The sequence below is a fragment of the Herpetosiphon giganteus genome, assembly GCF_016907925.1.
Taxonomy (GTDB): domain Bacteria; phylum Chloroflexota; class Chloroflexia; order Chloroflexales; family Herpetosiphonaceae; genus Herpetosiphon; species Herpetosiphon giganteus.
In genome coordinates, this window is sequence record NZ_JAFBCZ010000041.1 from 1 (window position 1) to 12,483 (window position 12,483).

A 12,483-nucleotide genomic window follows, 5' to 3' on the forward strand; every position below is an offset into this window, starting at 1 on the left:
GTCATGGTGATGGCTCCATGAACAAGCGATGCTGTGCTGAGCATGCCATGGAATCGGGCGCTTGTCGAGACCCCTATGGATTGTGCAACACTCTGATTTAGGCTTTAAAACGATACCAGTGGAATCGAGGACGGCATCGATAAAGCTGTTCAATACATACCGAATCCCTGCAAGGGTTTTGCATACGAATCTTTCCTGTAGGTAGGGCAAGCGCAACCCCGACTTGACATAGCCTGAGGGCGGTGCTATCCTAGCCCAAAATTCTGTGTAGCAGAATTATATCCTTGTAAAACTAATAATTACAGCAAACAGTGAGGATTCGATGGATAAACACATCAAAACCATCGCCCAACTTAATCGGCTTGTACATGAACCAGTTCGCTTACAAGTGATGAGCTATCTTGCTACCGTCGATGAAGCAGATTTTCTGTATCTGATGAATGAACTTGAGCTGACCCAAGGCAATCTCGGCTCCCACATGAGTAAGCTCGAAGCCGAAGGTTATATCTCAGTTACGAAAGAATTTGTCGCCCGCCGCCCACGTACCAGCTATCGCCTAACCTCAGATGGCAAGGTCGCGATCAAGCAATATTGGCGACTGTTGCGCTCAATCGCCAACGTAACAGCTGACACGCTCGATATTTAGTGCTTATAAATGAGTAAACAAAAAAGGCCTTGGGCAATTGCCCAAGGCCTTTTCGAATTTCTTAGCGAACAGTTCTGCTTTGGGTAAAGGCTGGCAAACAGCCGTTGAATGGATAGTGGTGTGATTCACCATAGCCAATCAATGAGTTGCCAATCAAGGTGCCATTGATTTGGCCATTGTTGAAGTTGACATCAGCAAATGGAGCCAAAATCGTGCCCTTGATCCCAATCCCATCCAACTTGAAGCTGGTAGCTTGGTAGAAGTTGTAGACAATCTTGGTTTGGTCAACATTGGTCAAGAAGGTTTCGAAATATTGCATCTTATTATCAAGACCGCTGATATTGACCAACACGGTTGAGCCAGCAGGAACATTGATGTGTAAGCCATTGGCTTTGCTCAATTCAGTTCCATCAACCGTGAAGATATTGGCGCTGGCATTGGTTCCGGTCAACTTGACTGCACCATATTCATAGACAGTCGTGCCGTTGGCGCTCAATGCACCCCACGCTTGTGAGCGCTCGCGCAAGAAGCTTTGTTCGTTGGCAAAGTTGATTGGTTGGCCTTGGCGAACCGTACCATTTTGAACGCTTACGCCATTCAATGATTGGCTCGTGCCATACACGACGTTACCGTTATAGACCGAGCCGTTGGTGTAGGTCAATGAACCGCCAGCAATCAAATCGTCGCGCGTCCCATTCGAGTTGGTCAAGCGCACGCCAACCCCAAAGTTTTGGAAGTTGATGTTGCCACCAGCTGCAACCCGACCTTCAATATCGGTGTTGCTTTGGGTAATATTGCCAAAGGTAAAGACATTGAAATCGCCAGCAGTGCCTAACCCTTGTGGGATACATTGGTTACCTGGTACCGGCGTACTGGTTGGTACTGGAGTACTAGTTGCGGTTGGAACTGGCGTATTGGTCGCAGTTGGCAACGGCGTATTGGTTGCGGTTGGCAACGGCGTGTTGGTCGCGGTTGCGGTTGGTGTGCTCGTCGCAGTTGGCACTGGCGTGTTGGTCGCGGTTGGCAACGGCGTATTGGTCGTGGTTGCGGTTGGTGTGCTCGTTGCAGTTGGCACTGGCGTGTTGGTTGCGGTTGGCAACGGCGTGTTGGTCGCAGTTGCGGTTGGTGTGCTCGTCGCGGTTGGCACTGGCGTGTTGGTCGCGGTTGGCACTGGCGTGTTGGTCGCGGTTGGCGTGCTGGTTGGCGTGCTGCGGCGAATGCTGAAATTGACAGCAACTGGCTCACAGCGAATTGCCAACGATTCACCAAACAAACCAACATAGGTTGCGCTCAAGCGATAATCGCCTTCAGGCTTGGTGCTCGAATCCCAACCATTTGGCTGAGCGCCATTATTGCCCATGAAATAGTATGGCGAGTTTACATCGGTGTAATTGGTGGTTTGCGCACCAGTCAAAGCAAACTCAACTTTTTGGGGCAAAGCACCAGTAACTTCAGCTTGGATATTCAAAACGCCACTGACCAATTGGTTATTGCTCACCCCGCTCAAGCGGCTAATTTGGCCTTGAGCACAAACTTCTTGAACTGGAGGCGCACAATAGCTGGTGTTGGGGAAGCGGGTTGAAAGCAAACGATCGCCATAGCGTTGGCCAACCAGTGATTGCAACACTGGCCCACGGAAAATATCGAGTTGGGCTTTGCAATCAGGAATTGCAACATCCATGGTGATGGTTTGGCGTGGCCCAACAGTATACAGCGTGTAATCAAACACTTGTTGGTTGCCAATCCGATCATCAAACATTCGATAGGAGGCAATCCCAACCTGATAGGCACAATTGTACGAGTTATTGTACACAGCCCCAGCGGTGTTGGAGGTAAACCAGCCAGTCAATGAACGAGTATTCGTTGCATCACAAATAGCCGGAGTTGGAGTGGGTAACACTACGGCGACTGCTGGTGAAGAGACCGATTCCACCACTCGCACTGTAGCTTGCACTGCCTGCGGTGTTTTGACTGTTTGGCGTGGAGTTGCAGCCCAAACGCTAAAAGGAACGCCTAGGACCGCCACCAGCAACACGGCCAACCAAACGACACGTTGCTTCATAAAGCACCCTCAATAATAGAGCTAAAGTACTACACAAATAAAGACCTTTCTATCATAATCTAGCCATACTATAAAGCAAGGTGGAGATTTGTTTTTATTATGTGTGAATATCGCAACATCTTTTTTAGTCTGGTACTAGGACTTTCAGCACATACGCTTTTCATTCATTCATGCATAAATTCATTAAAATTTTATATCCTAGATCGCCTATTAATCTAAATATTTATTAAAACGGTGATTATTGTACGGCAACGAGCATTTTATCGTGCCCAACAAAAGCAAAGCCCGCCGATTGGCGGGCTACAACGTTAAGCTTGCTGAAGATCTTAGCGCGCTAAAGCAGTTTTGGTCGCCTGTAAGGCAGCGGCGAAACTCAAGGCCACGCTTGGCTCAAGCTGATCGAGGCCAGTTTGGGCCAGCCATTGTTGCTCGGCGACACTTTGATACAAGCCACGTTCTTGGCGAATTTGTTGCGCAGTTGCCATTAATTGCGCTGCCAATTCTGGGTGGGTTGCTGCTACCAGCGCGGCGCAGTGCTGCATAATCATCAAATCGTAGCGCCGTAGCTCTGTTGTTGCTGCAATTGCAAGCATATCTTGCGCTTGCTGTTGCATTGCAGCATGATCATTGGTTGCAAGTGCTAGGCGCGTTGCTAAAATCGCATGATATAAGCGAAATTCTTGAATCAATGCCTCAATTGGTTCAAGCTTAGCTAAATATTCGCTAGCTTGAGCATAATTTCCTGTTGCAATTGTTATTTCTGCTTGTTTAATCCAACTTCGTTGCATTGCTTCTTGATTACCAACGGCGCGCCAAGCTTGCTCAGCCTCGCCAAAATGCAGCTCAGCTTGGGCATAATCAGCTTGTTCAGCTGCCGCAATTCCCCGGGCATAGCGAATATAGGCCAAATTATCGTGATCGTTAATGGCATAGGCATTAACAAACGCTTGATCAAACCATTGCTTCGCCTCAGCATAGCGTCCATAATCAACCGCCACTAAACCTAAATTGATTTGGCTAAGAAACATATCCCATGTTTGATTCAGCTGTTGCTTAAGCGCAAGTGCTTGCTCAAAATAGTCTTGGGCGGTGGCTAATTGATTGCGTTCTTGGGCTAGAGTACCAAGATTATGTAACATCAAGATTTCGCGTTGTTGATTGCCAACCGTGCGCGCCAAGGCCAACGCTGCCTCAAACGCTACTTGTGAATCGTGCAAACGGCCAAGCGTGCCATATAAAACTGCCAAATTACCAATTGCGCTGATCTCATCGTGCGGTAATTTCAGTTCCTGCCATAAACGTCGAGCTTCAATTAAATATGCTTCAGCTTCAGTAAATCGATTCAAGCTAATTAACAAACCACCTAATCCGGTGGCAATGCGTGCAATTGCGCTTAAATCACTGCGATTTGGGTGCTGATAGGTTTGTTCGAGCCAAGCAACTGCTTCACGATACGCGCTTGTCCGATACCAATAAAAATAAAGGTTGCCAGCAATGCGCTGGGCAATCAGACCATCGCTGCTTTCAAGCGACCAACTGATCGCTTGGCGAATATTATGAATCTCGCCCCGAGCCTGTTCGATCCATTTCGCACCATCAGCGCCGCGAATCTGCTGATGGACTGATTCACTCAAGGTTTGGTAATGCAAGGCATGACGCTCTTGCAAATAATAAAAACGGCCTGTTTTTTGCAATTGCTCAAGGGCATATTCACGCACTGCATCAATCATAATAAAGCGCGGTTGTTGGCCAGGCAATTGTTCAGTTTGCAGCAAATGGCGATCAATCAGCGCATTCAGGCTGGTTTCAAACGGCAAACCCTCAACCAAACCAACCTGTTTAATCGTCTCGCTGGTTGCCCCGCCAGCAAAAACACCCAACTGGATAAAAATATCTTTGGCATCGGCGGGCAACATGCTGACGCTCCATGCCAGCACTGGCTTAATAATCGCTTGGCGCGCCGATTGCTTGGGGTTCAAAGCAGCCATCGAAAGATGATTGCGCACAAAAAATAATAAATCTTGCGGGGTAAGCGAGGCACTATGGGCGGCAATTAACTCAATCGCCAAGGGCAAGCCTTGCACCAACCGACAAATATCGACCAAAGCGGCGGCGTTATCGGCACTCAAACGAAAGCGCGGCTGGCGCGTCCGCATGCGTTCAACAAACAAATTAACCGCGCTATACTGCTCTAAAGCTTCAAGACTATAGTCTTCGCCAATCTCTGGGTATTGCAAGGCAGGCACCATAATTGGGGTTTCATCGGCAACTTCAAGCGCTTGGCGACTGGTAATCAAACAGGTTAGGCCAGGTGCGCGCCGCAACAAAACTTGAATTTCGCTGGCAGCTGCGGACACTTGCTCAAAATTATCCAGAATTAACAAAATTTGCTTATCGGCTAAAGCCAAAACCAACGAATCCAAGATTGCTTCATTGTGCGATTCTTCAACGCCGAGCGTCGCTGCAATCGTTGGCAACACAAATTGAGCTTGTGAAACTGGAGCCAAGGCCACAAAATAGCGCCCATCGCGAAAAACCTCGCCGACTTGCTCAGCAACCTCTAAACTGAGACGGGTTTTGCCAGCCCCACTTTGGCCATATAATGTTACCAAGCGCGCTTGAGCATCCAACAAAAGGTCGAGCACCAAGGTGCGAGCACGGGTGCGACCAATGAGGCGCGTGGCATATTGGGGCAATTGTGATGGTAATAATGGCATAACAAAACCTCATCACCGCGAAACATGCAGTAAGGTTTTACTGTAATGATTCATTCGCAAGTTAGCAAGGTTGATTTATGTCCCTCAATCGGGCTATTTTTTAACTGGCCTAAGCCAACAAATCACCCGTAAAATTCCCCCAAGCGGAGCATGGAACTATGCTATGCTTGCATATGATGAGGCCAAACAGGTTAGCCTATGCCAGTGATAGCAAAAGCCATGGTGCTGATACCACATTCGTATACAACCCGCAGTTCGATTATCACGCTCGACGGTGATGGTATTATTGTGATCAAAATTCGGCCAGGCATCCAAGAGACGGTTGAGGACGCAGAAGAAAATTTAGCAGCAGTCGATATGTTGGCTGGGGGCATTCGTCGCCCACGCTTGCTCGATTTGCGCGAGGCCTTGCCAATCTCCCGCGAAGTGCGGCGCTTTTATATGCAGCCAGCCACCCGCAACAGCGCCACGATTGTCGCGCTGTTGGTCGATTCGACGCTCAGTCGGGTGATTGCCAATTTGATTATTGGCTTAACTGGCAATAGCCAAGCGGTGCAGGTCTTCAGCGATGAACAGACCGCCCGCCAATGGTTACGTCAAGCAAATGTCAATTAGTTTTGGCTGCGCTCAATTTGAGCCACAAAATCCTCAAACGAACTCTTCCCCGAAACGGTAATCCGATTCCAAATCAGCGGATCATCGTTGGTTGTATCAGTGGTTTGGCGGGTTGTCGTCGCACTGACATAGCCAGCCTCGCGCACTAGCTCAACGGTCAGGGCATTGTAGCGGCCATAGGGGTAGCAAAAATGGCGAATCTCCAGCCCCAAACGTTCCTCTAACTCACGTTTACTATGCGCAATTTCAATCCATTGGGCTTCGCGATCAAGCGTGGTTAAATCGGGGTGAACTCGCGTATGCGAGCCAATTGTCACCAGTGGCGATTGACTCAGCTCCTGTAATTGCTGCCAGCTCACATAGGCTGGCTCGCCAACCAAAGCCACCGGAATATAGGCAGTAATTGGCACATTCAAGCTTTGGGCTATCGGAAACGCCTGTTCATACAAATCGCGGTAGCCATCATCAAGCGTAATTACCACCGGATGTTCGGGCAAGCTGATTTCGCCCCGTTGCGCTGCCAACACCATATCCAAACTTACCACATGAAAATTATGGCTTTGCAGATATTCGAGCTGGCGTTTAAATTCAGCTGGAGCCACCGATAAGCTATCGCGCAAACGATCAGCAGGATTCGGATTTTGCGAAATATAATGATAGGTGAGAATGGTCACATGCAAGGCTTGGTATTCCCATGGCCGCAAGCTATAGCGCCATTCCAAAGCATGTTGGCCAACATTGCCCATCTCAACTTGCCAGCCAACCGGATTGCTCGGGGTGTAGGTCAAGGTGCGGCGCTCAAATAGTTGCACCAAAACCTCGCGCTCAACCCCATCAACCAAGGTCTGCGTCCAAAATGCTGGGCTAATTGGTCGCCCAAAGACATACAAGGCTTCGCGGGCCTGCGATTGAACATAGTTCCACAGCACCGCTGGCACGGTTTGGCCAGTTACTTCATCGCGATGGCTGCCGCTGGTTTCGGGGTAGCGCTCGGCCAAACTTGGGTCGGCCCAAACTTGCACGCCCGTTGCTTCGTGGCTCAGCCAATTCGTAACCGCTTGGCCGCGCAAATCGGCTCCAGCTTGGTCATGCAAGGTCAAAAATTCTGCCCAATCGCGATAGCGTGGCGCACGATTTTCAATTACCGCATCGCCAGCAACTGGTTGCTCCGAGCCACAGCCGCCGCTTGCACAGTGCTCGCGCCATTCTGCATTGCCAATTTGCAAGCGACCAGTTACCAATTCAAGCACCAACAAGCCATTGGTGATGTACCACGGCGATTTACTTGCAAGATTCGGATCAGTAATTTCCATGCGCGCTTTGGGGTAGTAGCGCACCCAACGCAATTGGCGCGGGCTTTCTGCATAGCGCTCTTGGGTTTGCCATAAGCGTTGCGGCCCCCAAAGCCATGCTTGCTCCGCGCCACGTTGGCCATCGGTGGCCTGCCAAAGCTGCTCGAACGCCCGATCTTCGCCTAAAATAATCCGTGCCGCTGTGCTTTGAGGCAGCAACAACGGCACAAGAACCAACAACCCAAGCCAAACTCTTAGGGTTTTTGCCAATCCAACGCCCATGCAACCTCTCGATCGATGTGGTCGCGCCAAAAAGCCCAGGCATGGCCTTGCGGATATTCTGCGTAGTTCAGCTCCACTCCAGCTCCAACCAGAATATCGCGCAACGTCCGGTTGCCCTCTAGGAAATTGCATTCATCGCCAGTGACCGGCCCGCCGATACATGTCTCATAGGTTCCCACCACGGTCACAATCCGCGCATTAACTGGCGGTTGAATTGACATCAGGGTGAGCAGGCGGCCATTTTGGCGTGAAACAAAGCCTGATTGATTGACCACAGCGCCAAATACCTCAGGATATTGTAAGGCCAAATAGAGCGAAATCAAGCCACCATATGAATCGCCAACCACAACTCGTTGCTTAGGATCGTTGATCGTGCTGTATTTGCTATCAATCATCGGCACTAATTCGGTCGCGAAAAATTCGCTATAGGCATCGTTGAGATCATAATCACGTTGGCGGCCTTGCTCGCGGCTTGGTTTGACAAACACCGCAATCAAAGGCGGCAAAATCTGGTCAGCAATCGCGTTATCCAAAATCGTTGGCGTAAAAGCATAGTTTTGGTAATCATCGCCATCTTGGAAATAAACGCTAGGATATTGCTTGGCTGGATCATAATTGGGCGGCAAATAAACATGCAATTGATGGGTCGTTTTGCTAATTTCGGTGTAATAATCGCCTAATTCTTCCAGCGTGCCTTTTGGCACATCGCTACGCGAAATGATTTCGGTTGGCGTGACGTATTCGGGCATGCGCAACTCGGAATTCAAGCCCATGCTGCTTGGAACCACGGTTGAATTGCGTGGATCATTGATCAAGCCACCGCCGCCGCCAACGCCAAAGCGATAGTCGATGCGTGCGGTTGGGCTGATGGTTTGAACAACGCCCCACCAATTGGTCGTGCCCAGCCGTTGCATCGGAATCGTCTGAAACCAATTGGTCAGATCGCTTGATAATTCCATCCGTGGAGCATCTTTTTCGACCATAAACAAGGCTTGATCGCCTTGGGTCAAGGGGCTAGCTGGGAACAGCGCGTTAAAATCATTGATCAGTTTAAGTTGGGCTGCTTGATCGTCGGTTTTGGCCAATTGCTCGCGCAATTGATTAAAACTGGTGATCGGCTGGCTGGCATCATAGGTGATCGCCGCGCCACCGCAACTTGCCAAAAGCACACTTAATGCTAAAAATAAGCCAATAAATCGCTGCATAGATTAATCCTTTGCTTGATTGGAAGGTTGGATGACTTGGCGAACTTTGGACCAAGCCCAGGTTCGGCGACGCAATTCGCTGTGATCGATGCGCTGTTGCCGCCATTGCCAAACCGCCGCCAAACTACGTTGCAGGCCCGCAAACGTCATTAAGCGTCGATACCAACGATTGAAGCGCTTGCCATAGGCCAAGCGAAAAAATTGGGATCGCGCTTGTTGCAAGGCCAAAAACGAGCGTACCCGAAATTGGCTTGAGCTTGCCCCACCATGATGAATGACGGTTGCCTGCGGCTCCTGCCAAATTGCCCAGCCAGCTTGCCGAATGCGCCAGCAAAGCTCGACTTCTTCTGCATAGAGCCAAAAATCTTCGTTAAACATGCCGACTTCGGCCAAGGTTGCGGCCCGCACCAGCATCGCCGCGCCCAAAGGATGATCGATCGCAAAAGCTTCGTTGCCGCCATCTTGCAGGTAGCGACCATTCAGCGGGTGGTGATAGAGCCGCCCAAAACCGCGCCCACGCGGCGGATAGAGATCGAACACGCTCATCAACAAGGTTGGAAAGCGAAAGGCAGCAACTTGAAACGAGCCATCGGGGTAGCGTAAGCGTGGCGCAACCATGCCGACCCGCGAATGCTGCTCCAAAAAGGCCACAAGTTCTTCCAAGGCTCTGCTGGTCAGCTGGGCATCGGGGTTGAGCAACAACAGGTAGGTTGGTTGGGCAAGCAAGGCATGGCGAATACCCAGATTATTGGCCTTGGCAAAACCCAAATTTGCCCCCGCTTCGATGACCTGGGCTTGCGGAAACTCTGCTTGTACCATGGCAACGCTGCCATCGTGCGAAGCATTATCGACCACAATTGGCGTGGTTGGCAGACTGCTCAGGGCTAGGCTGGCCAAACATTCGCGCAACAAATCGCGGGTGTTATACGAAACAATAATCACTGGAATTGGCTGCATCCTGCTACTCCCGACCTGCGGTGAGCTGCGCTAAAATGCCAGCCAAATCATCGGCCACGAGATCAATCGCTGGTTGCCATGCTTGGGCTTGTTGCAAGCTATGCACGCCGCTACCGACAAAGGCGGTAGCAATGCCAACCCGCTGCGCGCCTGCAATATCGGTATCCAAACGATCGCCGACCATCAAGGTTTGCTCGGACGTTACGCCAAAAAGCTGCAACGCCGCCTCAAACATGGCAGGTTCAGGCTTGCCAATTACTTCTGGCGTACAATCGCTGGCCGCTGCTAAGGCCGCCACAATCGCGCCAGCCCCAGGAATCAAGCCCTCTGGCGCGGGAAAGGTGCGATCGCTGTTGGTGGCAATAAAAGCTGCGCCAGCGCGCAAGGCCAAGGTTGCGGTTTTCAAGCGGGCATAGGTCAGGTTGAAATCCACCCCAACCACCACCGCCGCGACATCGCTCTCGGCGGACACAAAATAGCCATCTGCAAACAACGACGATTGAATGCCATCCATGCCAATCGCCAGCAAGCGCGTGCCCTGCGGGTAGCGGGTGCGCAACAAGGTTGCCGTCGCTGTCGATGAGGTAATCACATGCTCAGCCGAAATTGCAATCCCCAGCTGCTGGAGATGGGTGGCAAAGGTCGCGGGCAATTGCGATGAATTATTAGTTAAACAGGCATAGCCTAAATCGAAGCGATCAAGCACACTGGTTAATTCTGCCGCACCTGGCAAAATCGTCCCACCCCGATGCAAAACTCCATCCATATCGAGCAAGATGAGCTTTAACTGCTTGAGATTGAGCATGCCGAAAAATCCCCATAAAAAACAACTTCTCCCGATTGTACCACTGCCACGGCTTGCCAACACGTTCATACTGCGATCTAAAGGTTATGAAATGTGACATGGAACCAAAGCAACGCGAGCGGTGTAGAACTTAACAAAGCAGCCAAATCAGGAGCATCTGCCGTGGATCAAGCCCAGCAGCCCGCTGATCTCGCCCAAACTTGGGCAACCCAAATTCTCGCCCATCAAACGGCGATCTTTCGCTTGGCCTATTTGATGGTGGGCGATGCGATGATTGCCGAAGATTTGGCCCAAGAAACGGTTATGCGCGCCTTGCGGATGCAGCATCAGTTTGATAGCGAGCGCCCGTTGAAGCCTTGGCTTTTGCAAATTACCGCCAATCTGGCGCGAAATTATCGCCGTTCGTTGCGCCGGTATCTGCGCGCCTTGCAACGCTTTGCCGTGCAACAACCAGCACACAGCGAATTTCACGAAACCAGCGGCCCAGCTTGGGAGGCAACCCAACTTTGGCATGCAATTGGTCGGCTCGCCCAACGCGAACAAGAGGTGTTGTATTTGCGCTATTTTTTGGAATTGAGCGAGCAGGAAACTGCCCAAGCACTTGGAATTGCCCAAGGCACGGTCAAATCGCGCTTACACCGCGCGTTGGTGCGCTTGCGCGGCGTGGTCGATGGCGAATTTCCCGAGTTGCGAACGGAGCGTTGCGCATGAACCAACCACCAGAATCCTATCCAGAAGAAACTCTGCGCAAACAAGCCCAAGCCTTTCCCTACCCGCCAACCCCGCAGTTGCAGATCACGCGCGCTCGCCGCTCGGTCTGGCCATTGCGGCTTGGTGTGTCGGTCGCAGTCGTGCTGCTTTTGAGTTTTACGCTGCCAGCAGTGCGAGCACAGGTTGGGCGCTGGCTACAAGTTGGCACCATTTTCATTGGCAATCAGCCACCAACTATGCTGCCAAAGCCAACTCAAATTCAACCCAGCCAACCAAGCGAGGTCAATTGGCTGCCTACAAGCTCATTGCTTGGCCCACCCGATCAACTATTGCAATTAGAGCCATATCCGCATGTGCAGCGCTTGATGTGGTTCAGCCAAGCCCAAACCATCACGCTTGATCTGCTTGATTCGCAGACATGGGCTGGCAAAACTGTGCTCGCGCTTGATGACGTGACGCATACCCACGTTCACAATCAGCCAGCGGTTTGGCTACAAGGCCAGCGCGAATTGACATTTTTCGATCCTGGCACAACCCAAATCTACCAAACCACAAGCTTGAGCGCTACCGCAACCCTCATTTGGACTGATGATCAGCGGACTTATCGACTTGAAACCATGAGCGATCTGGCCACCATGCGCCAAATTGCCGAATCGTTTCGCCAAGGAGAATAACTATGCGTCGTTTATTGATCTTCGTTTGTCTCGTCGGATTGCAATTTGGCCTGCTGAGCAGCAGCAAGGCTGGCGGCTGGGCAACAACGCCGATCACCAAACTGCCCGATACGCTTGTTGCTGGCCAAACTTTTCAGCTTGAATTTAGCGTGCTGCAACATGGCACCAAGCCAATTAGTAGCATGGGCACCGATCCGATAAGGCCCTTGCTAACCGCAGAGCATGCAACCAGTGGAGAGTTTCAGCAAGTTTGGGCTACCCAAGTTGGTGCTGTTGGTAATTTTCAAGCTACATTGCAATTGCCAACTGCCGGAGAATGGGAAATTTCGATTAAGCCACTGCCTTTTGGCACGATCGAAGGCGAGGTGTATCGCATTACCGTTCAGGAAGCAGCTGCACCAAAAACAGCGAATACCAATTGGTGGTATATGGGGATTGCCGCAGGTGGCCTAGGCTTGGCAGTAGGTATGGGTTGGTTGATCAAACGCATCAGCCACTAAGCTAAAATAAATTGAGG

Annotated in this window: 11 protein-coding genes; 5 read left to right on the top strand and 6 right to left on the bottom strand. The window is 50.8% G+C overall.

Annotated features, from left to right (window positions below):
• Window positions 1-322: 322 nt before the first annotated feature.
• Window positions 323-646 (top strand): winged helix-turn-helix domain-containing protein, encoded by a 324-nt coding sequence (locus JOD20_RS24035; protein WP_204757715.1) that lies wholly within the window; start codon window positions 323-325, stop codon window positions 644-646.
• A gap of 61 nt (window positions 647-707) precedes the next feature.
• On the opposite strand, the gene JOD20_RS24040 is transcribed toward JOD20_RS24035, so the two are convergent.
• Window positions 708-2,708, bottom strand: coding sequence for a choice-of-anchor A family protein (locus JOD20_RS24040; protein ID WP_204757716.1), 2,001 nt, complete (start codon window positions 2,706-2,708; stop codon window positions 708-710).
• Between the two features lie 326 nt (window positions 2,709-3,034).
• Window positions 3,035-5,425: an ATP-binding protein gene (locus tag JOD20_RS24045; protein WP_204757717.1), complete on the bottom strand. Its 2,391-nt coding sequence runs from the start codon at window positions 5,423-5,425 to the stop codon at window positions 3,035-3,037.
• 198 nt (window positions 5,426-5,623) lie between these two features.
• Between JOD20_RS24045 and JOD20_RS24050 the strand changes: the two genes are divergently transcribed.
• Window positions 5,624-6,040 (top strand): SpoIIAA family protein, encoded by a 417-nt coding sequence (locus JOD20_RS24050; protein WP_204757718.1) that lies wholly within the window; start codon window positions 5,624-5,626, stop codon window positions 6,038-6,040.
• On the opposite strand, the gene JOD20_RS24055 is transcribed toward JOD20_RS24050, so the two are convergent.
• The 4 genes from JOD20_RS24055 to JOD20_RS24070 are packed head-to-tail and all read right to left on the bottom strand — an operon-like array spanning window position 6,037 to window position 10,581.
• Window positions 6,037-7,614 (bottom strand): polysaccharide deacetylase family protein, encoded by a 1,578-nt coding sequence (locus tag JOD20_RS24055; RefSeq protein WP_204757719.1) that lies wholly within the window; start codon window positions 7,612-7,614, stop codon window positions 6,037-6,039. The genes JOD20_RS24050 and JOD20_RS24055 overlap by 4 nt on opposite strands.
• Window positions 7,587-8,819, bottom strand: a complete 1,233-nt coding sequence (locus tag JOD20_RS24060; RefSeq protein WP_204757720.1) for an alpha/beta hydrolase — start codon at window positions 8,817-8,819, stop codon at window positions 7,587-7,589. The genes JOD20_RS24055 and JOD20_RS24060 overlap by 28 nt, the downstream gene beginning before the upstream one ends.
• Window positions 8,820-8,822: 3 nt before the next feature.
• Window positions 8,823-9,776: a glycosyltransferase family 2 protein gene (locus tag JOD20_RS24065; protein WP_204757721.1), complete on the bottom strand. Its 954-nt coding sequence runs from the start codon at window positions 9,774-9,776 to the stop codon at window positions 8,823-8,825.
• A 4-nt stretch (window positions 9,777-9,780) separates the two neighbouring features.
• The gene (locus JOD20_RS24070) at window positions 9,781-10,581 is read right to left on the bottom strand and encodes an HAD-IIA family hydrolase (RefSeq protein WP_204757722.1); all 801 of its coding nucleotides are present in this window, start codon (window positions 10,579-10,581) and stop codon (window positions 9,781-9,783) included.
• 162 nt (window positions 10,582-10,743) lie between these two features.
• On the opposite strand from JOD20_RS24070, the gene JOD20_RS24075 reads away from it, so the two are divergent.
• Genes JOD20_RS24075 through JOD20_RS24085 form a run of 3 tightly spaced genes read left to right on the top strand, consistent with a single transcriptional unit; the run spans window position 10,744 to window position 12,466 of the window.
• A complete protein-coding gene (locus JOD20_RS24075) occupies window positions 10,744-11,292 on the top strand; it encodes a sigma-70 family RNA polymerase sigma factor (protein ID WP_204757723.1) in 549 nt (182 codons plus the stop codon).
• Window positions 11,289-11,966, top strand: coding sequence for a hypothetical protein (locus tag JOD20_RS24080; RefSeq protein WP_204757724.1), 678 nt, complete (start codon window positions 11,289-11,291; stop codon window positions 11,964-11,966). Before JOD20_RS24075 ends, JOD20_RS24080 begins: the two co-directional genes overlap by 4 nt.
• A gap of 2 nt (window positions 11,967-11,968) precedes the next feature.
• Window positions 11,969-12,466, top strand: coding sequence for a hypothetical protein (locus tag JOD20_RS24085; RefSeq protein WP_204757725.1), 498 nt, complete (start codon window positions 11,969-11,971; stop codon window positions 12,464-12,466).
• The last annotated feature ends 17 nt before the right edge of the window (window positions 12,467-12,483 follow it).

What these genes read in the sequence shown, in the direction of transcription:
- JOD20_RS24035 (WP_204757715.1), top strand. Translation starts at nt 323, where the DNA reads ATGGATAAACACATCAAAACCATCGCCCAACTTAATCGGCTTGTACAT.
- JOD20_RS24040 (WP_204757716.1), bottom strand. Translation starts at nt 2,708, where the DNA reads ATGAAGCAACGTGTCGTTTGGTTGGCCGTGTTGCTGGTGGCGGTCCTA.
- JOD20_RS24045 (WP_204757717.1), bottom strand. Translation starts at nt 5,425, where the DNA reads ATGCCATTATTACCATCACAATTGCCCCAATATGCCACGCGCCTCATT.
- JOD20_RS24050 (WP_204757718.1), top strand. Translation starts at nt 5,624, where the DNA reads ATGCCAGTGATAGCAAAAGCCATGGTGCTGATACCACATTCGTATACA.
- JOD20_RS24055 (WP_204757719.1), bottom strand. Translation starts at nt 7,614, where the DNA reads ATGGGCGTTGGATTGGCAAAAACCCTAAGAGTTTGGCTTGGGTTGTTG.
- JOD20_RS24060 (WP_204757720.1), bottom strand. Translation starts at nt 8,819, where the DNA reads ATGCAGCGATTTATTGGCTTATTTTTAGCATTAAGTGTGCTTTTGGCA.
- JOD20_RS24065 (WP_204757721.1), bottom strand. Translation starts at nt 9,776, where the DNA reads ATGCAGCCAATTCCAGTGATTATTGTTTCGTATAACACCCGCGATTTG.
- JOD20_RS24070 (WP_204757722.1), bottom strand. Translation starts at nt 10,581, where the DNA reads ATGCTCAATCTCAAGCAGTTAAAGCTCATCTTGCTCGATATGGATGGA.
- JOD20_RS24080 (WP_204757724.1), top strand. Translation starts at nt 11,289, where the DNA reads ATGAACCAACCACCAGAATCCTATCCAGAAGAAACTCTGCGCAAACAA.
- JOD20_RS24085 (WP_204757725.1), top strand. Translation starts at nt 11,969, where the DNA reads ATGCGTCGTTTATTGATCTTCGTTTGTCTCGTCGGATTGCAATTTGGC.